At 68.2% G+C, this 18,094-nt stretch carries 17 protein-coding genes; 7 read left to right on the forward strand and 10 right to left on the reverse strand.

Annotation, left to right across the window (positions count from 1 at the left end):
* The first annotated feature begins 3 nt into the window (after positions 1 to 3).
* Positions 4 to 975: an aldo/keto reductase gene (locus AC5Y5B_RS21340; protein WP_112634160.1), complete on the forward strand. Its 972-nt coding sequence runs from the start codon at positions 4 to 6 to the stop codon at positions 973 to 975.
* Positions 976 to 984: 9 nt separating this feature from the next.
* Here the strand turns inward: AC5Y5B_RS21340 and AC5Y5B_RS21345 are convergent, their stop codons facing one another.
* The 5 genes from AC5Y5B_RS21345 to AC5Y5B_RS21365 form a co-directional block, all read right to left on the reverse strand.
* On the reverse strand, positions 985 to 1,752 hold the full coding sequence (locus tag AC5Y5B_RS21345) for an SDR family oxidoreductase (protein WP_112634161.1): 768 nt from the start codon (positions 1,750 to 1,752) through the stop codon (positions 985 to 987).
* 93 nt (positions 1,753 to 1,845) lie between these two features.
* Complete coding sequence (locus AC5Y5B_RS21350; RefSeq protein WP_500006327.1) at positions 1,846 to 3,600, reverse strand: diguanylate cyclase domain-containing protein; 1,755 nt, start codon at positions 3,598 to 3,600, stop codon at positions 1,846 to 1,848.
* 191 nt (positions 3,601 to 3,791) lie between these two features.
* Complete coding sequence (gene glgX, locus AC5Y5B_RS21355) at positions 3,792 to 5,942, reverse strand: glycogen debranching protein GlgX (RefSeq protein ID WP_500006328.1); 2,151 nt, start codon at positions 5,940 to 5,942, stop codon at positions 3,792 to 3,794.
* Positions 5,943 to 6,034: 92 nt separating this feature from the next.
* Positions 6,035 to 7,216, reverse strand: coding sequence for a zinc-dependent alcohol dehydrogenase (locus AC5Y5B_RS21360; RefSeq protein WP_112634164.1), 1,182 nt, complete (start codon positions 7,214 to 7,216; stop codon positions 6,035 to 6,037).
* Between the two features lie 160 nt (positions 7,217 to 7,376).
* Complete coding sequence (locus AC5Y5B_RS21365) at positions 7,377 to 8,084, reverse strand: GAF and ANTAR domain-containing protein (protein ID WP_112634165.1); 708 nt, start codon at positions 8,082 to 8,084, stop codon at positions 7,377 to 7,379.
* 314 nt (positions 8,085 to 8,398) lie between these two features.
* On the opposite strand from AC5Y5B_RS21365, the gene AC5Y5B_RS21370 reads away from it, so the two are divergent.
* Positions 8,399 to 9,709 (forward strand): NAD(P)/FAD-dependent oxidoreductase, encoded by a 1,311-nt coding sequence (locus AC5Y5B_RS21370; protein WP_500006329.1) that lies wholly within the window; start codon positions 8,399 to 8,401, stop codon positions 9,707 to 9,709.
* Positions 9,710 to 9,727: 18 nt separating this feature from the next.
* Here the strand turns inward: AC5Y5B_RS21370 and AC5Y5B_RS21375 are convergent, their stop codons facing one another.
* Both AC5Y5B_RS21375 and AC5Y5B_RS21380 read right to left on the reverse strand, forming a co-directional pair.
* A complete protein-coding gene (locus AC5Y5B_RS21375) occupies positions 9,728 to 10,264 on the reverse strand; it encodes a DUF1360 domain-containing protein (protein ID WP_500006330.1) in 537 nt (178 codons plus the stop codon).
* A gap of 64 nt (positions 10,265 to 10,328) precedes the next feature.
* A complete protein-coding gene (locus AC5Y5B_RS21380; protein ID WP_112634168.1) occupies positions 10,329 to 10,694 on the reverse strand; it encodes a MerR family transcriptional regulator in 366 nt (121 codons plus the stop codon).
* A 141-nt stretch (positions 10,695 to 10,835) separates the two neighbouring features.
* On the opposite strand from AC5Y5B_RS21380, the gene AC5Y5B_RS21385 reads away from it, so the two are divergent.
* The gene (locus tag AC5Y5B_RS21385) at positions 10,836 to 11,285 is read left to right on the forward strand and encodes an Hsp20/alpha crystallin family protein (protein ID WP_066871189.1); all 450 of its coding nucleotides are present in this window, start codon (positions 10,836 to 10,838) and stop codon (positions 11,283 to 11,285) included.
* Between the two features lie 118 nt (positions 11,286 to 11,403).
* On the forward strand, positions 11,404 to 12,081 hold the full coding sequence (locus AC5Y5B_RS21390; protein WP_500006331.1) for a PAS and ANTAR domain-containing protein: 678 nt from the start codon (positions 11,404 to 11,406) through the stop codon (positions 12,079 to 12,081).
* A 26-nt stretch (positions 12,082 to 12,107) separates the two neighbouring features.
* On the opposite strand, the gene AC5Y5B_RS21395 is transcribed toward AC5Y5B_RS21390, so the two are convergent.
* A complete protein-coding gene (locus AC5Y5B_RS21395) occupies positions 12,108 to 13,757 on the reverse strand; it encodes a sensor histidine kinase (RefSeq protein ID WP_112634179.1) in 1,650 nt (549 codons plus the stop codon).
* Positions 13,758 to 13,816: 59 nt separating this feature from the next.
* On the reverse strand, positions 13,817 to 14,485 hold the full coding sequence (locus AC5Y5B_RS21400; RefSeq protein ID WP_112634170.1) for a response regulator: 669 nt from the start codon (positions 14,483 to 14,485) through the stop codon (positions 13,817 to 13,819).
* 236 nt (positions 14,486 to 14,721) lie between these two features.
* Here AC5Y5B_RS21400 and AC5Y5B_RS21405 point away from each other — a divergent pair, with 236 nt between their 5' ends.
* Positions 14,722 to 15,138 (forward strand): pyridoxamine 5'-phosphate oxidase family protein, encoded by a 417-nt coding sequence (locus AC5Y5B_RS21405; RefSeq protein ID WP_500006332.1) that lies wholly within the window; start codon positions 14,722 to 14,724, stop codon positions 15,136 to 15,138.
* Positions 15,139 to 15,147: 9 nt separating this feature from the next.
* Here the strand turns inward: AC5Y5B_RS21405 and AC5Y5B_RS21410 are convergent, their stop codons facing one another.
* On the reverse strand, positions 15,148 to 16,122 hold the full coding sequence (locus tag AC5Y5B_RS21410) for an Acg family FMN-binding oxidoreductase (RefSeq protein ID WP_500006333.1): 975 nt from the start codon (positions 16,120 to 16,122) through the stop codon (positions 15,148 to 15,150).
* 140 nt (positions 16,123 to 16,262) lie between these two features.
* On the opposite strand from AC5Y5B_RS21410, the gene macS reads away from it, so the two are divergent.
* Positions 16,263 to 17,423, forward strand: coding sequence for a MacS family sensor histidine kinase (gene macS / locus AC5Y5B_RS21415; RefSeq protein ID WP_500006334.1), 1,161 nt, complete (start codon positions 16,263 to 16,265; stop codon positions 17,421 to 17,423).
* Positions 17,413 to 18,078 carry a response regulator gene (locus AC5Y5B_RS21420; RefSeq protein ID WP_500006335.1) on the forward strand — a complete coding sequence of 222 codons (666 nt, stop codon included), beginning with the start codon at positions 17,413 to 17,415 and terminating at the stop codon, positions 18,076 to 18,078. Before macS ends, AC5Y5B_RS21420 begins: the two co-directional genes overlap by 11 nt.
* Positions 18,079 to 18,094: the final 16 nt, after the last annotated feature.

An 18,094-nucleotide genomic window follows, 5' to 3' on the forward strand; every position in this document is an offset into this window, starting at 1 on the left:
CGCATGAAGTTTGTCGACGTCGACGGGGTCGGCCGGGTCAGCCGAATCGGCTTGGGCACCTGGCAGTTCGGTTCACGCGAGTGGGGTTACGGGGACAGCTACGCGGCCGGGGCCGCGGGTGACATCGTGCGCCGCGCCCTTGCCCTCGGGGTGACGCTCTTCGATACCGCCGAGGTGTACGGCCTGGGCAAAAGCGAACGGATCCTGGGCGAGGCGCTCGGCGACGAGCGCGCCGAGGTGGTGGTGGCCAGCAAGATCATGCCGGTCGCGCCCTTCCCCGCGGTGGTCAAGCAGCGCGCCCGCGCCAGCGCGCAGCGACTGGGGCTGGACCGCATCCCGCTGTACCAGATCCACCAGCCCAACCCGGTGTTCCCCGATTCGGTGATCATGCCGGGCATGCGTGACCTGCTCGAGCGCGGCAAGATCGGCGCCGCCGGCGTCTCGAACTATTCGCTGCAGCGCTGGCAGAAGGCCGACGCCGCGCTGGGCCGCCCGGTAATCAGCAACCAGGTGCACTTCTCGCTCGCCTACCCGAAGGCGCTGAAGAACCTGGTGCCGTTCGCCGAGCGGGAGAACCGCATCGTGATCGCCTACAGCCCGCTGGAACAGGGGCTGCTGGGCGGCAAATACGGTGTCGACAACCGTCCGGGGGGCGTGCGCGCGGTGAACTCCCTGTTCGGCACCGAGAACCTGCGCCGCGTCGAGCCGCTGCTGCAGCTGTTGCGCGATGTCGCCAAGGACGTCGACGCCAAGCCGGCGCAGGTGGCCCTGGCCTGGCTGATCAGCTATCCGGGCGTGGTCGCCATCCCCGGCGCCTCGTCCGTCGAGCAGCTGGAGTTCAACGTCGCCGCCGCCGACATCGAGCTGCCCACCGCATCCCGTGACGCGCTCACCGACGCGGCCCTGGCCTTCCGGCCGACATCGGCGGCGCGCTTCCTGACCGACCTGGCCAAGGAGAAGCTCGGCCGCCGCTGAGCGGCCGGCCTACGACTGGTTGGCCTCGGCGAACGCGGCGGGGCTGGCTGGCGCGCCGCGGGCCACCACCAGCGGCATCGACGTCGAGGCGTTGGTCCGCAGGATCGTGTGCACCACGTCGATCAGGTCCTCGACGGGCATCAACTTGCCGGGCATGCAGCCGCGCGAGGACCACAGCGGGACGGCCTTCATCGCGAGGTCCATGTCCCAGCCTTCGTTCATGCCGGTCTGCCCGTCGCCCTCGCCACCCGCGCACTCCCCGACGATCAGGTTGGTGAAGCCGATGTCGGAATGCTCCGCGCGCCACGCCTCCACCAGCCGCTCCAGGGCCGCCTTGCTGACCCCGTAGGCGCCCAGGCCGGGCCACGGCGGCCCGAAGGTTCCGGCGTCGGAGGACAGGTACACGGCCTTGCCCGCCGAGGCCGTCAGGTGCGGCACCGCCGCGGCCGTCACCAGCGAGGCGCCGATGACGTTGGTGTCGAAGATGCGCCGCCAGGTGTCGGCGTCGGTGTCGACCATGCGGACCAGCGGCCCGACGGCCGGCGTGTAGACCATGTTGTCGATGCCGCCGAGCGCATCGGCGGCGCGGTCGATGGCCGCGCGGCAGGACGCCTGGTCGGTGACATCGCATTCGATGGCGACGGCGTTCGGGCCGGCGTCCTTGGCCGCGGCCTCGATGCGTTCGCGCCGCCGGGCAAGCAACGCGACCTGATCACCGCGCTGCGCCAGACCGACACCTATGCAACGCCCCAGCCCGCTGGAGGCGCCGACCACCACTGTCCTTGACATATTCGCCCTCTCTTGTAACGCAAGACGCCGTCGCGAGAAACCTACCGGATCCGACGCGCCGCGTGGTGATCACTGGGCCGCTTAGTTGGGAACGACGGTGTTGCGGTCGCCCGATTTGGCCCGGTACATGGCCTCGTCGGCTCGCGCGGTCACGGTGTCAACGGACTCGGCGAAACGGGCCAGCGTGGCACCGATGCTCAGGGTCGCGCGAATCATGTTGCCGGACAGGTGGATCGGCTCGGCGACCCGGCTGCGAATCTTTTCCGCGATCTGCGCGAGCTCGTCGGCGCTGCGGACGCCGGGCAACAGGACCAGTATCTCGTCGCCCCCCGTGCGCCCGACCGTGTCCCCGCGGCGAACGCTCGCCCGGATCCGCGCCGCCAGGGTGGCCAGCACGAAGTCCCCCATGCCGTGCCCCCACGTGTCGTTGATCGCCTTGAAGTGGTCGACGTCGCAGAACAGGACGCCGACGTGCGTTCCGGCGGGTTGCGGCTGCGCCAGTGCGGACTCCAGCCGGCCGAGCGCCTCGGCCCGGTTCACCAGGCCGGTGAGGGTGTCGAAGCGCGCCAACCGTTCCAGCCGCTGCTCGGCCTCGACCTGATCGTCGACGACGCGTAGCGCCGCGATCAGCCCATCGGTGTTGCCCTCCGCGTCGGTGTAGGGCTTTCCGTGACCGTCGACCCAGTGGTAATCGCCGTCGACCGCGCACACCCGGAACCGCTGCAGAACCTGTTCACCGCCGGCGATGCGGCGCACGGCGGCGACGAGTCCGTCGCGGTCGTCGGGATGGATGCGACGGGCGAGACCCGAGCGCGTCCATCGCTGCAGCGGCCCGCCCAACGCAGCTTCCGCGGAGGGCGAAATCCACACCACCTCGCCGTCGCGGAGGTGCACGATGATGTCGACCGCGTTGTCGGCGAGGAGGCGGTAGCGCGCCTCGGCCTCGGCGCGTTCCTTGCTGGCCAACTCCTTGGCGATCAGCAGCTTCTGTTCGCGCTGACTGAAGTAGAAGGTGATCGCGCCAACGACCGTGGTGCCCAACAGGATCGAGAAGGTCCACTCGGCGTGCTCGCCCAGCCCGAGCTGCAGAAAGATCGGCCTCGCCAGGGCCACCACCAACGGGAAACCCGCGAGGATGGCGACCAGGCGGACCAGCGACCGCCGGTCGGGCCGCGCGTACAGCCAGGCGAGCGGGAACCGGTCGGGGCGCGCCAGCGACGTCGCGGCGATGAGCACCAGCAGGGCCGACGCGGTCGAGAGTGCCTGCCCCGTCGAGGGCGAGACACCGACCAACGCCAACGCATCGAACAAATAGGCCCCGACGGTCACGAGCGGGATGGCCCCACTGCCTGCCAGGCACGCCGGCCAGATCACGCGGGTGCCGCGATCAACCCGGATCAGCGCGACTGCGACGGCCAGCATGAGGACCGGCGCCGCGGTCTGGGGGCTGGGACGCCCCGGCCATGAGGTTTGCCGCCCGCGCACCGCGTCCCCGAACAGAACCTGGTCGACGCCGAGCGACCCGATCGGGGTGTACTCCAGCAGGATTACCACGGCCAGCACACCCACGAGAAGCGCCAGAGCGCGTCCCACCCAGATGCGATTGGTCGACGCGTGGCCGGATTGCGCCAGGATCGCCAGGCCCAGCGCGGCCAGCCACAGGGCTGTCCACGGCATCATCTGCGGCCAGGTGGGATAGATCCGCGTCAGCCGCTCGATACCGGCCGTCCAGCCCAGCCACGTCAACCCGGCGACCATGAGGACGACGACTACGGCCGCGCGGCCGCCCCAGGCCAACGCTCTCGTCATGCGGCTGTCGAGGCCGGCCCTGTCCATCGGCTGTCCCTTCGTTTCCGGCACTCGGGGCGCGGCCGCGGCGTCGGCGGCAGCAATACTTTGCGCCAAAGTTAACCGATGTCGCCTATTCGGCGCGAGCGGCCCGCTCGATCCGCAGAAACGGTGGGTGCAACCCGGGGGACGCGGCTGTGCGCGTCGCGAAAGGGTGTCGCGAACGGGTGTCGCGAAGGCTAGTCCGAGGGCAGGGCGCGCAGCACCACGGCGGTGTGCGCTTCCACGTTGAGCCCGCCGCCGCCGGGCACCTCGTCGGCCGGCGTCGTCTCGTCGGGACCGGTGTACACCACGACCTCCCAGGCGGCGCCGAATTCCTTTGGCGGCAAGGTGAATTCGATCGGCTCGTAGTGGGCGTTGAAGCACAACAGGAACGAGTCGTCCAGTACCCGCTGACCGCGGGCGTCGCGGTCGGGAATGCCGTGACCGTTGAGGAACACCGCGACGGACTTGGCGAAGCTGGCACCCCAGTCCTCGTCGGTCATCTCGGTGCCCTCGGGGGTGAACCAGGCGATGTCCGCCAGGCCGTCCCGCCCGCGCCGGCCCACCGGTTTTCCCGAGAAGAATCGGCGCCTGCGGAACACGGGGTGCCCGGCCCGCAGCGCCGAGACCGTCCGGGTGAACTCCAGCAATCCGGCGTCGGCGTTGTCCCAGTCGATCCAGGTGAGCTCGTTGTCCTGGCAATAGCCGTTGTTGTTGCCGTTCTGGGTGCGCCCGAGTTCGTCGCCGTGACAGATCATCGGCACGCCCTGGGACAGCAGCAGCGTGGTCAGGAAGTTGCGCTGCTGGCGGGCGCGCAGCGCGTTGATCTGCTCGTCGTCGGTGGGCCCCTCCACGCCGCAGTTCCACGACCGGTTGTGGCTTTCGCCGTCGTTGTTGTCCTCGCCGTTGGCCTCGTTGTGCTTTTCGTTGTAGGACACCAGGTCGCGCAGCGTGAACCCGTCGTGGGCGATGACGAAGTTGATCGAGGCCACCGGCCGGCGCGCGGTGTGCTCGTAGAGATCCGCCGATCCGGAGAGCCGATAGGCGAACTCGTCGAGGGTTGCGGGCTCGCCGCGCCAGAAGTCGCGGACGGTGTCGCGGTACTTGCCGTTCCACTCAGTCCACTGCGGCGGGAAGTTGCCCACCTGATAGCCGCCCGGCCCGACATCCCACGGCTCGGCGATCAGCTTGACCTGGCTGACGGTCGGATCCTGTTGCACGAGTTCGAAAAACGTCGCCAGGCGGTCGACGTCGTAGAACTCGCGGGCCAGCGTCGAGGCCAGGTCGAAGCGGAACCCGTCGACATGCATCTCGGTGACCCAGTAGCGCAGCGAGTCCATGATCAGCTGCAGCGCATGCGGATGCCCGACGTTGAGGCTGTTGCCGGTGCCCGTGTAGTCCATGTAGTACTGCTTGTCGTCATCGACCAGCCGGTAGTACGCGGCGTTGTCGATGCCGCGCATCGACAGGGTCGGGCCCAGGTGGTTGCCCTCGGCCGTGTGGTTGTAGACGACGTCGAGGATGACCTCGATGCCGGCCTCGTGCAGCGAGCGCACCATGGCCTTGAACTCCTGGACCTGCCCGCCCGGGGTGGTGGCGCTGGAGTACTTGAAGTCGGGCGCGAAGAATCCGATCGTGTTGTAGCCCCAGTAGTTCGACAGTCCCTTGTCGACCAGGGTGGAGTCGTTGGCGAAGTGATGCACCGGCATCAATTCGATGGCCGTGACACCGAGTTCCTTGAGGTGCTCGATGATCACCGGGTGCGCGACCGCGGCGTAGGTGCCGCGCAGCGGTTCGGGGATATCGGGGTGGGTCTGGGTCAGCCCCTTGACGTGCGCCTCGTAGATCACCGTGTCGGCGTACTGGTGATCCGGTGGACGGTCGTTGCCCCAGTCGAAGTAGGGGTTGATCACCACCGACTTGGGCATGCTTTCGGCCGAGTCGTCGTCGTTGCGGCTGTCGGGGTCGCCGAAGTTGTAGCTGAACAGCGACTGGTTCCATTCGAAGGAGCCGTCGATGGCCTTGGAGTAGGGGTCCACCAGTAGCTTGTTGGGGTTGCAGCGCAGCCCCGCCTGCGGGTCGTATGGGCCGTAGACGCGGTAGCCGTAGCGCTGGCCCGGTTCGATGTTGGGGATGTAGGCGTGCCAGATGAAGCCGTCGATCTCGGGCAGGGTGATGCGGCTCTCGGTGCCCTCGGCGTCGAACAGGCACAGCTCCACCCGCTCGGCCACCTCGCTGAACACGGCGAAGTTGGTGCCCGCCCCGTCGTATGTGGCGCCCAGCGGGTAGGCCCGGCCCGGCCACACCTCTCCGGTGGGCGTGGGAGCGGCGGCGTCTGCGGTGGTCATGGCGCTGTCAATACCCTGCCGTCATGGCGGTCAAACTGCGGGCCGCCCCTCGCGGCGCGGTGACTGTTCGGAAAGCCTTGCGGCATGGGCGATCACGGCTTCAGTATGACCTTGACCGCACCATCCTGCTTCTTCTGGAAGATCTCGTAGGCGTGCGGGGCCTGGTCCAGCGGCAGCACGTGGGTGGCGAAGGTGTCGACGCCGAGTGGGTCGTCATCGGTCAGCAGCGGCATAATGTCGTCGACCCAGCGCTTGACGTTGGCCTGCCCCATCCGCAGGGTCAGCTGCTTGTCGAACAGGGTCAGCATCGGGAGCGGGTCGGCCATACCGCCGTACACGCCGCTGAGGGAGATCGTTCCGCCGCGCCGCACGATGTCGATGGCGGAGTACAGGGCGTTGAGGCGATCCACGCCTGCGGTCTGCATCAGCCGCTTGCCCAACGCATCCGGCAGCACCCCGGCGACCTGCTGCGCCAATTTGGCGGCCGGTGAGCCGTGCGCCTCCATGCCCACGGCGTCGATCACCGAGTCGGTTCCGCGTCCGTCGGTCAGGTCGCGGATCGCGTCACCAAGCGAGGAGTCGAGCCGGCCCAGATCGATGGTATGGATGCCGCGTTTCGCCGCGCGCCCCAGCCGCTCGGGCACCAGGTCGACGGCGATGACGCGGTAGCCCAGGTGATCGGCGATGCGGGCGGCCATGTCCCCGATGGGACCCAGCCCGAGCACGGTCACCGAGCCACCGTCCGGGATGTCGGCGTAGGCGACCGCCTGCCACGCGGTGGGCAGCACGTCCGACAGGTAGACGAACCGCGAATCCGGCGGTCCCACAGGCACTTTGATGTGAGTGAATTGCGCCTGGGGCACGCGTAACAGCTCGGCCTGGCCACCCGGGACTTCACCGTAGAGCTCCGAATAACCGAACAGCGCCGCCCCCATGCCCTGGTCGCGCACCTGAGTGGTCTCGCATTGGGTGTAGAGCTGCTGAGAGCACATGTGGCAACTGCCGCAGGAGATTTGGAACGGGATGACGACCCGGTCCCCTACCCGCAGGTCGCCCGTTTCGGTGCCGACCTCCCGCACGATGCCCATGGCTTCGTGCCCGAGGATGTCCCCGGGGTTCATGAACGCCCCGAGGATCTCGTAGAGGTGCAGGTCGGAGCCGCAGATGTTGGTCGAGGTGACTTCCACGATGGCATCGGTCGGTCGCTCGATCTTCGGGTCGGGCACCGAGTCCACCCGCACATCGCGCTTGCCCTGCCAGGTAACAGCCTTCATATGGGTGGCACATACCCGTCTCACACTCGTCGAAACCGCACCGCAGGCATGGAACCGGCGGGAGTGATCACGGTCGGCGACGGCCGGGCCGGGGCGCGCAGTCGGCGATCTGACGAAAGATGATGGGAACGTTAGTGTTTGGTGTCGCGCCGAGCCGCGGTCAGTGCCGCCGCTGCTTGAGCGGGTGTTCACTGTCTATCAGCGCCGCCGCGATGTCGATCAGCCTGACGTTGGATTTCTGCGAAACCCGGGTGAGCAGTTCGAACGCTTCGACGGCGTCGAGGTTGAAGCGCTCCATGACCACGCCCTTGGCCTGCCCGATGATGTCGCGCGAGGCCAAGGCGCTGCGAAATTGGTCCTGGCGGCGCATCATCGACCACGCCAGGGCGATGTGCGTGGCGAACACCGCGCCGAGTTCTACCGACTCCTCGCTGAACGCCTGCGGGCGGTCGGCATAGAAGGTGAGCGCGGCCATGCTGGTGCCGTCGATGAACAATTCGTACGACAGGATCGAGCGGATCGGCGTCTGCTCGAGCGCAAGCCGCCGGTAGCGCAACCAGCGTTGTTCGGCGTTCAGGTCGGCGATGTGCATGATGTGGTGCTCCCAGGCGGCCGTCAGGCACGGCCCCTCGCCGCAGCTGTTCTGGATCGCGTCAAGCACCATCGGGTAACGATGCGTGGCGACCACGCTGCTGACCGACCTGTCCTTCTCGGCCAGGGTGATACCGGCGTACTGCGAGCCTGTCACGTGATCGGTCCCGCTATCGATGAGCTCGTGCAACCCGGAAGCGGTATCGCCTTGTTCGCGCTGCAGATTGCCCACCAGCTCGACGAGCTGAGCGACGATCGTGGCATTGCCATCCCGCATACGATCACCCCCCGGAGCCGCCGTGGCCCGCAGAGCCCTTTCCCGCCGTCGCCATGGTGCCATTCACACGAACACGAACGCCCAAGGAGAAGTCTATGGGCCAGAAAACGAAGTGCAAGGCCAGATAACGGACGGGCGCGAGCGGTACCGGCCCGTCGCCCGGCGCAGGAGATGGGGCGCGGCAGAAGGTCCGTAGCCTCCGTCCCGACCCCGGCCGCTTAAAAGCTTGACTGCCAACGCCTTTCACGACACCCGAACACGCAGCGCGACGGGGACCCGCGACCCGTCCGCGCCGCGCGCCTACACTCGGGTCGGTGACCTCCATTGTGATCGTGGGAAGCGGCTTCACCGGATTCACCTGCGCCCGTCGCCTGGCCCGAATCATGCGCCGACGGCGCGCACCCGTCGACATCACGATCATCTCCCCCGTCGACTACATGCTGTACACGCCGTTGTTGCCCGACGTCGCCGGCGGCGTCGTCGACGCCCGCTTTGTGGCTGTCCCCCTGGCCAATTCGCTCAAGGGGGTCCGCGCCGTGCGAGGCCGCGTGGACGCCGTGGATTTCACCCAGCGCACGCTGACCTATTGCGATCCCGAAGAGCGCAGCCATTCGATGTCCTGGGACCGGCTGGTGCTGACGCCCGGCTCGGTCACACGGTTGTTCGACGTTCCCGGCCTCGCCAGGCACGCGCGCGGTTTGAAGACCACCGCCGAGGCCCTCTACCTGCGCGACCACTTCGTCGAGCAACTGGAGTTGGCTAACCTCGAGGACGATCCGCGGGCCGCCGCCGCCCGTCGCACCGTCGTGGTGGTCGGCGCGTCGTATTCGGGCACCGAACTGGTCGCGCAGCTGCGGGCGCTGGCCGACGCGGCGGCCAAACAGATGGGCTTCAACCGCGCCGACGTGCGGTTCCTGTTGCTGGACCTGGCCGACCAGGTGATGCCCGAGGTCGGCAAGCGACTGGGCGACGCCGCGCTCAAGGTGCTACGCAAGCGCGGAATCGACGTCCGGCTCGGCATCACCCTCAAGGAGGCGCACGCCGATCACGTTGTGCTCAGCGATGATTCGCGGATCGACACGCGCACGATCGCGTGGGTGACGGGGGTGACCGGCGCACCGCTGATCCAGGACCTGGGACTGCCGACCGAAAAGGGCCGAGTCACGGTGCGGGCCGACCTGCAGGTGCCGGATCACCCGGAGGTGTTCGCGGCCGGTGACGCGGCCGCGGTGCCCGACCTGACGCAACCGGGCAAGATCACCCCGCCCACGGCCCAGCACGCGACCCGGCAAGGCAAGGCCCTGGCCCGCAATGTCGCCGCCAGCCTGGGCTACGGCAGCAGTAAGGAATACAAACACCGCAACCTGGGTCTGGTGGTCGACCTCGGGCCGCGCTATGCGGTGGCCAATCCGCTCAACATCCACCTGTCCGGGCTGGCCGCCAAGGCCGTCACCAGGTCCTACCACCTGTATGCGATTCCGCGCGGTGTCAACCGGTGGGCGGTGTCGCTGGCCTACCTGACCGACGCCCTGTTCGCCCGCTCGGTCGTCTCGATCGGGTTGACCTCCGGGGACGACGCGCAATTCACGGCCAGCGAAGGCATACCCATGCCGAAGACGAGCTGACGCGCCGGGTTTCGAGCCTCAGCCCTCGGCCGACTGCTGGGCCATCGCGTAGGCGAGCTGAAGGAAGTCCGCGCCCGCCAGCGCGGTGAACACACCGGCAATCAGCCGCGTGAACCGTGGCGCGAACACCAGGCCGATCGCGAACCCGGTGGCCACCCACATGTCCAGGCAGAACGGGCAGGTCAGCAACTCCCCGAGGCTGTGCCGGAGCTGGCTGTGCTCGCGGACCTCTTCCTGCACCTCGGCGGGGCCGCCGGTGCCGGCGTAGCGGGTGAAGGGCGCGCGCAGCGGGCTGGTCACGGCGTCCTTGGTCAGGGTTCGCGACAGCTTGTGGGTGCCCAGGGTGAGGATCAGCAGGTCTTGGACCCGCCATCTGGTCGGCAGCGTGCGGCCGGTGGCCAGCGCGGCCAGCACCGCGGCCACCACCACCACGCCATAGACGGCCATGACGGCCAGGTAGCCGCCCAGCGGCCGATCGTGGTCGCCCCGGTAGGCGTCCGCTTCCTGTCGTGCGCCATCGACGAACTGCGCACCGGTTTCCGTCAACTCACCCATCGCTTCTCCTTAACGGCATAGCGGGACGGATACCCGGCGTGGGTCAGCGCAACCCGCGAGGGGCTCAGACGGTGTCCGGCTCGGCGTACTTCGCCGTTTTCGCGGCTTCTCGCAAGGTGCGGTTGGTGGAGCGCAGATCGGTGTTGGCCGCGGATAGCGTGGCGTTATGGTCCTCGAGATCGAGGATGCGCGCGACGCCGGCCAGGTTGACCCCGGAATCGACCAGCGCAGTGATGCGCTTGATCCTGGCCAGATCGTCGGCGCTGTACCGGCGCGTGCCGCCTTGGCTGCGCGACGGCGTGATCAGGCCGTAGCGTTCGTAAAGCCGCAGCGTCTGCACCGCAGTCCCGGAGAGTTCGGCGGCCACCGAGATGCCATACACCCCATGGTCGGACGCCGGAGTATCCGCGTTTCCGCGGTAGTCGACCATTGCGCCTCCCCTTAGCTTCTCGCTTAGAAAATCTGTTTAGCACACTTGCGCACTTCTGTCGATGGTGCTATACAAAATCTATGTCATTGGACATAGGAAATTGCCGACCCACAGCCTAGATTGGAGTGAGAGGTGACCACCATGCTGATGCGTTCAGACCCCTTCCGTGAACTCGACCGCTTCGCCCACCAGGTCCTGGGTACCGCCGCCCGGCCGGCGGTGATGCCGATGGACGCCTGGCGCGAAGGCGAGAACTTCGTCGTCGAGTTCGACCTGCCCGGCATCGACGCCGACTCCCTGGACATCGACATCGAGCGCAATGTGGTGACGGTGCGCGCCGAACGGCCGGCCGTCGACCCCAACCGCGAGATGCTCGCCACCGAGCGGCCGCGCGGCGTGTTCAGCCGCCAACTGGTGCTCGGCGAAAACCTCGATACCGACAAGATCGAGGCCTCCTATTCCGAAGGCGTTCTGCGCCTGCACATCCCGGTGGCCGAAAAGGCCAAGCCGCGCAAGATCACGGTCGGCCGCGGCGACGGTCACAAGGCGATCAACGACAAGGCCTCGGAACGCGAGGTGATCAACGCCTGACCGACCGGCGGGCCGGGCGGCGGCCGCACTGACCGCACATGTGTGCGGCCGCCGCATGCCCCGGCTTCTGGCCGCCCGGGCGAACGGCGCACCGCCTGCGGTGGGAAACGGACACACGATGAAATGGGAACTCGACGGCCAGACCGCCAACGTCGAACAGGCGTTGGCGGGCGGCGCTGCGCAACCGGCGGGGTGGTTTCGGTTCTACTTCGCCGACCAGCGCTGGGAATGGTCGGAACAAGTGCAACGCATGCACGGCTACGAGGCCGGCAGCATCACGCCGACCACCGAACTGGTGCTGTCCCACAAGCATCCCGAGGACCGCGGACAGGTCGTGGCCACCATCGACCAAATCGTCCACACGCGACAGGCGTTCAGCACGCGCCACCGCATCGTCGATACCCGGGGACAGGTGCACCACGTCGTCGTCGTCGGTGACCGGATCTTCGACGACGACGGTGACGTGATCGGCACGCACGGGTTCTACATCGAGGTCTCCGCGCCCTACGAACAGGCGCGCGAGGACGCCATGAGCGCGAAAGTTGCTGAGATCAGCGAGAACCGGGCCGGCATCGAGCAGGCCAAGGGCATGCTCATGCTGATCTATGGCATCAGCGATACCGCGGCGTTCGAGTTGCTCAAGTGGTTGTCCCAGGAGGCGAACGTCAAACTGCGCCCGCTCGCCGAGCAGATCGCGCAAGACTTCCGCGGTGCCGGCCTGTCACTGAACACCCTGTCGGACTTCGATCATCTGCTGTTGACCGCGCACGAACGCGTCCGCAGTAATCACCAATAGGCGTGCAGACCAAGGCGTTTCGGCGCTCAGCTGTCGAGCAGCGGGGCGACCCAGTGCACCCGGGTGCCGCCCGCGGGCCCAGCGGTGATCTCACACGTGCCGCCGAGTTGCTCGGCGCGCCGCTTCATATTGGCCAGGCCGCTGTATCGGGTGTTGCCGGCCGGTATGCCACATCCGTCGTCGATGACGTTGAGGATGAACACGTCCGCGACACTGATCTCCACGGTCAGCCGTGACGCCCCAGAATGACGCAGGGCATTGCTGACCGCTTCGGTGGTGACCGCTTCGGCGTGATCGGCAAGCTCGGCACCCACGGCGCTCATCGGCCCGTCGACGCGCACGGTGGTGACGAGGTCACGGTTTCCGGTCAGGTCGGCGACCACCCGCGCGATGCGCTGCCGGAAATCGGCACTGGCGGCCACCGGCGACTTGAGCGCGAAGATCGTGGTGCGGATTTCCTCGATGATGGTCTGCAGATCGTCGAGCGTGCGGTTGAGCCGGTCGGCCACTTCCGGTGAACGCGCCCGGGCCAGGGTGCCCTGCAGGTTCATGCCGGCCGCGAACAGCCGCTGGATGACGTGGTCGTGCAGGTCGTGCGCGATGCGTTCCCGCTCGGCCAGAATGGCCAGCTGCCGGGCGTCCTCGCGCGCCGACGCCAGGACCAGCGCGATCGCGGCGTGCGTGGCGAAGTCGCTGACGAGGTCCAGATAGCTCTCGTTGAACGGCGGTTGGTCGGCGCCGCGGGCGATGGCGATCACCCCGACGACCTCGTCGCGGGCGCGCAGCGGCATCAGGATCGCCGGGCGCTGCCCGACGTCGGTGAAGGACTGGATCGGGTAGCGCAGCTCCTCGGTGATCAGCGGTTCCCCGGACTTAAACACCGCGCCGGTGGTGGAGCCCTGCACCGGAACTCGCTGCCCGAGCACCTCGGAGGCGTGCAACCCCACCGCGGCGGACACCACCAGCGTGTCGACCTCGTCGTCGGGCGCGTCGGCGTCGGCCGGCACCAGCACGATGGCCTGTTCGGCGTCGGTCAGCAGGCGCGCGCGCTCGGCGATCAGTTGCAGGGGGCGCCGGTGCGGTTCGGGGCGCGCCAGCAGCGCGGTGGTGATCTCGCGGCTGGCCTCCATCCACTTCACCGACGTCCGCTCCCGTTCGAAGACCTGTGCGTTGTCGATGGCGACGGCGGCCCCGAACGCCAACGCCCGCGCGGCGACCTCGTCGGACTCGGAGAACACCCGCGCCGGATCGACGTGGGTCAGGTACAGGTTGCCGAATACGGTGTCGCGGATGGTGATCGGGACCGCGAGGAAGGCGCGCATCCGGGGATGGTGTTCGGGAAAGCCGACCGCGGCGTGGTGGGTGGTCAGATCGTCCATCCGCAGCGCGGGGGTGTCCAGCATCGACAAACTCAGCAGGCCCTTGCCGACCGGCAGGGGCCCGATGCGCCGGACGGTCTCGGCGTCCATGCCCTCGTGGACGAACGAGATCAGGTTGCCGTCACGATCGCGGATGGCAAGCGCGCCGTAGGGGGCGGAGGTCAATTCCCTTGCCGCGCTGATGATCCGGTGCAGCGTGGCGTCCAGATCGAGCCCCGCGCCGATCTCGACGATGACCCGCAGCAACCGCTCCATCTGGTCGCGCGAGGCCAGCAGCTCGTCGAGCTGGGCATGCATCTGGCTGACCAGCCCGCGCTGCCCGAGTCCGGCGAATGCCGAGCCCTGTTCGTCGCCGGTCACCCCGACCAGTCCGGCGCGGTCGACGGTGGGCCGGACCGCTGATTCAGTTTCGACGCGAACACCGCCGCCTGGGTGCGGCGCTCCATGCCGAGCTTGGCCAGTAACCGAGATACGTAGTTCTTCACCGTCTTCTCCGCGAGGAACATGCGCGCGGCGATCTGCCTGTTGGTCAGTCCCTCGCTGAGCAGTCCGAGCAGCGTGCGTTCCTGCTCGGTCAATCCGGAGAGCGGGTCCTCGCGCGTGGTCGCGCCGCGCAGCTTGGACATCAGCGCGGCCGCGGCCCGGTTGTCCAGCAGCGATTTACCGGCGCCCACCTCTTTGATCGCGTGGGCCAGCTCCATGCCCTTGATGTCCTTGACCACGAATCCGCTGGCGCCGGCCAGGATTGCCTCGAGCATCGCCTCGTCGGAGGTGAAGGACGTCAACATCAGGCAGCGCAGGTCAGGGTGATCCGACACCAGGTCACGGCACAATTCGATGCCGTTGCCATCGGGCAGGCGGACATCGAGCACGGCGACGTCGGGTTGCAACGCCGGGATCCGTGCTTTCGCCTCCGCCACCGTGCCGGCCTCGCCGACGATCTGCAGATCGGGATCCGACGCGAGCAGATCGGAAAGACCGCGGCGAACAACCTCGTGGTCGTCGACCAGGAATACCTTGACCATGGCGGGCCCTTTCCTGCCGGTCTCGCAACTGGAAAGATTCGCGGCAGACCAACCCAATATCCCATATTCTCGACGGGAACCATCGAGAAGCAACGGCTTCAACGACTTTGGTCCCCACGGGTGAGGACCTTCGGCCGCCGCTCTGAGCGATGGTGCGTCAATATCCTTGCGGCAGTGGCCCATTGCGGTAGTGGCCCATTGAGGACAGCGGCCGCATACGCGGGAAGGGAATCTCGATGACCGACGACGGAGTCGCCATCCTGCCGGTGCACGAATGCTGGGAGCTGCTCGGCAGCCTGGCGCTGGGCCGGCTGGTGACCTACGCCGACGGCCAGCCCGACATCTTCCCGGTCAACTACGTCGTCCAGCGCCGCACGGTGCTGTTCCGCACCGCGGCGGGCACCAAGCTGGTCAGTTCCGCGATCGACAACCGGGTGCTGTTCGAGGTCGACGACCACAACGTCGCCGAGGCATGGAGCGTGATCGTCCGGGGCAGGGCGCGGTCGCTACGCACCCCCGAGGAACTCGAGGAGGCCGAACGCGCGCAGGTGTTGCCGTGGACCAGGCCGGAGAAGACGCACTACGTGCGCATCGTTCCGGAAAGCATTACCGGCCGCCGGTTCCAGTTCGGCTCGCCACCGGGTGATGTGTAGTCCCCGCGATCAGATCGCCCACTCGACGAAGTCGCCGAGGTCGCGCCGCGGCGTCGCCGGCAACGGATCGGCGTTGATGGGCGCCCAGCCCACCCGCAGCAGCATCTGCGGATAGTTGCTGTCGCCGAAGATGTCGCAGCGGACGGCTTGGCGGGTGTCGGCCGTCTCCAGCGGTTCGGTGACCGGGCAACTGGCCAGGCCCGCCGATGTCGCGGTGAGCAGCGCGACGCTGGTGGCCTCACCGGCGCGCAGCTGCGCCAGCCGGTCGTCGTGGCGGGTGCCCAGCGCAAGCACCACGGCGTTGTCGTCGGCCGCGGACGAATTGGGGGCCATCGGCAGCGCCGCACCGGCGAACAGCCGACTCGGGATTTTCGCGTCCGGATCCGATATCGGCGTGTTGTGGGCGGGAACGCCCGCGACCGAGAAGTAGCGCCCGCTCCACGTCGTAAGCTCGGCGAGATAGTCCTGGGTCAGGTGATCGCGGACGGACTCGGCGACGATGTCGTGCAGCGTGTCGACGTCTTCCACCTGGCACAGCGTGACGCCGGCGCGGGCGGCGCGCGCCGCCATGAGCGCGATGTCGCCCACCGGCACCGGCCACGAGCTGTAGTGGCGCCGATCGGTCCGCCGCCGGGGGATGGCGGCCGCGAGCGCGATGTCGACGTAATCGGCGGGCTGCGGGGAAAGCTCGATCGTGGCGAGGTGTGCGGGGTCGTCGGGGCTCGGCAGCCGGCGCACCCGCGATCGCCATCCCACCGCGGCGAACGCGACCACGCAGTGATGCAGCGCCGTGCCGCAACTCAGAATCAAATCGCGGCCGTCGGGGTCGGCATTGGGCAGCTGCCGCCCGGCGTCGGCGTACAGCTGCAGGCCGGTCGCCTCGACGCGCCACCGCCACGGTTGGGTGTTGTGCACCGACGGGGCGCGCGATGCCAGCGTCAGGGCCGTCCGTATCGTTCCAGCGTCCGGAAAGTGGGCGTTCATGCCATGGTCCCTTCCCTCCCATTGCCTTGTCGGTCTCCACGATCGCGCCTCCTCCTCGGCATCACGAGGGCACGACGGCTCTAACCCGAGGGACTTTCGGCCAATATCCGAGGTCGCCGCGCCGCGGGGTCTTCGCCCTTATGCTGACGACGATGGCGAATCACGGCCCCGATCCCACGACGCCGCTGTGGCGCGCTGCCCAGGTGTTCCGGCTGCTGAGTTGCATCTATGCCACCGGCTTTCAGATCGCGATCAATCCGGATCTGGTTCGGCCGGTGCTGGGTTGGGTGCTTTTCGGTGGGCTGATCGGCTGGAGCGCGGCGTGCGCGGTCGCCTACCTGCGCGGGTTCGGGCGCCGGCCGGCGTGGGTGCTGGCCGAGCTGGTGATCGCCGTGATGCTCATGTGGTCGAACAGCCTCGTCGCGAGCCCGCACTGGGCGGCCGAGAACCAGACCTGGCCGACGACGTTGTGGGCGAGCAACCCCACCATTTCCGCGGCCATCCAGTTCGGCCCCGCGGGCGGAATGCTGACGGGCCTGGCGGTGATGGCCACCAATTTCGCCGTCAAGAACTACTTTGCGCTCAACCTCGGGCACAACGCGACCCTCATCATCGAACTGGCGATCGGGATGGCGATCGGGATGGCCGCGCAGACCGCGCGGCGCGCCCACGACGAGCTGCAACGAGCGGCCCAACTGGCGGCCGCGGTCGCCGAACGCGACCGGCTGTCCCGGCAGGTCCACGACGGAGCCATTCAGGTGCTGGCGCTGGTCGCCAAGAAGGGTCACGAGATCGGCGGCGCCACAGCAGAACTCGCCGATCTGGCCAGCGAGCAGGAGCGCGCGTTGCGGCGCTGGCTGGCGTGTACGGACGTCGATGCCGACGCCGACGGCACGACGCTCGACCTGCGCACGCTGCTGCGCTGCCGGGAGTCCGATCGGGTGTCGTTCAGCCTGCCGGGCACCCCGGTGCCGTTGGGCCGTTGGGCCGCAACCGAACTCGACGCCGCGGTGGGCAACGCGCTGGACAACGTGGCCGCCCACGCCGGCCCGGATGCGCACGCGTTCGTGCTCGTGGAGGACCTCGGCGATTCCGTCGTGGTCAGTGTCCGCGACGACGGAGTGGGGATTGCCGCCGGCCGGCTCGAGGAGGCGTCTCGTCAGGGACGCCTCGGCATCGCCCAATCGATCGTGGGACGGTTGACGGCGCTGGGCGGCAGCGCCGAATTGCGCAGCGCCCCTGGGGAAGGCGCCGAGTGGGAACTGTGCGTGCCACGCCGGGAGGAACGCCATGACGGATGACGAGAAGCCGACGACGGTGATGGTCGTCGACGACCATCCGATCTGGCGTGACGCGGTCGCCCGCGATTTGACCGAGGAAGGCTTCACGGTGGTCGCCACGGCCGACGGTGTGGCGGTCGCAGGGCGGCGGGCCGCCGTGGTCAAACCCGACGTGGTGGTGATGGACATGCAGCTGACCGATGGCGACGGTGCACAGGCGACCGCCGCGGTGCTCGCGGTCTCACCATCGACGCGGGTGCTGGTGCTGTCGGCCTCCGATGAACGCGATGACGTGCTGGACGCGGTCAAAGCCGGCGCGACGGGATACCTGGTCAAGAGCGCCTCGAAAGCCGAACTGGCACAGGCGGTATCGGCCACCGCCGCCGGTCGGGCCGTGTTCACCCCGAGCCTGGCGGGGCTGGTGCTGGGCGAATACCGGCGTATCGCGCAGACCAAGGATGACGGGCCCGCCCGCCCCAGCCTCACCGAACGCGAAACTGAGGTGTTGCGTTACGTGGCAAAAGGGCTGTCCGCCAAGCAGATCGCCGAGAAGCTGTCGTTGAGCCACCGTACGGTGGAAAACCATGTGCAGGCGACATTCCGCAAGCTCCAGGTCGTCAATCGGGTGGAACTGGCACGCTACGCCATCGAGCACGGCCTGGACGACGAGCCGTGACCCGCGGGGCGGGCGG

The sequence above is a fragment of the Mycobacterium sp. NGS33 genome, assembly GCF_059812885.1.

Excerpts from the sequence above, each read along its gene's own strand:
- AC5Y5B_RS21340 (WP_112634160.1), top strand. The coding sequence starts at position 4 with ATGAAGTTTGTCGACGTCGACGGGGTCGGCCGGGTCAGCCGAATCGGC.
- AC5Y5B_RS21365 (WP_112634165.1), bottom strand. The coding sequence starts at position 8,084 with ATGCGGGATGGCAATGCCACGATCGTCGCTCAGCTCGTCGAGCTGGTG.
- AC5Y5B_RS21375 (WP_500006330.1), bottom strand. The coding sequence starts at position 10,264 with ATGGGTGAGTTGACGGAAACCGGTGCGCAGTTCGTCGATGGCGCACGA.
- AC5Y5B_RS21420 (WP_500006335.1), top strand. The coding sequence starts at position 17,413 with ATGACGGATGACGAGAAGCCGACGACGGTGATGGTCGTCGACGACCAT.
- AC5Y5B_RS21410 (WP_500006333.1), bottom strand. The coding sequence starts at position 16,122 with ATGAACGCCCACTTTCCGGACGCTGGAACGATACGGACGGCCCTGACG.
- AC5Y5B_RS21380 (WP_112634168.1), bottom strand. The coding sequence starts at position 10,694 with ATGGTCGACTACCGCGGAAACGCGGATACTCCGGCGTCCGACCATGGG.
- AC5Y5B_RS21360 (WP_112634164.1), bottom strand. The coding sequence starts at position 7,216 with ATGAAGGCTGTTACCTGGCAGGGCAAGCGCGATGTGCGGGTGGACTCG.
- AC5Y5B_RS21400 (WP_112634170.1), bottom strand. The coding sequence starts at position 14,485 with ATGGTCAAGGTATTCCTGGTCGACGACCACGAGGTTGTTCGCCGCGGT.
- macS (WP_500006334.1), top strand. The coding sequence starts at position 16,263 with ATGCTGACGACGATGGCGAATCACGGCCCCGATCCCACGACGCCGCTG.
- AC5Y5B_RS21385 (WP_066871189.1), top strand. The coding sequence starts at position 10,836 with ATGCTGATGCGTTCAGACCCCTTCCGTGAACTCGACCGCTTCGCCCAC.
- AC5Y5B_RS21395 (WP_112634179.1), bottom strand. The coding sequence starts at position 13,757 with ATGCATGCCCAGCTCGACGAGCTGCTGGCCTCGCGCGACCAGATGGAG.
- glgX (WP_500006328.1), bottom strand. The coding sequence starts at position 5,942 with ATGACCACCGCAGACGCCGCCGCTCCCACGCCCACCGGAGAGGTGTGG.
- AC5Y5B_RS21390 (WP_500006331.1), top strand. The coding sequence starts at position 11,404 with ATGAAATGGGAACTCGACGGCCAGACCGCCAACGTCGAACAGGCGTTG.
- AC5Y5B_RS21350 (WP_500006327.1), bottom strand. The coding sequence starts at position 3,600 with ATGGACAGGGCCGGCCTCGACAGCCGCATGACGAGAGCGTTGGCCTGG.
- AC5Y5B_RS21405 (WP_500006332.1), top strand. The coding sequence starts at position 14,722 with ATGACCGACGACGGAGTCGCCATCCTGCCGGTGCACGAATGCTGGGAG.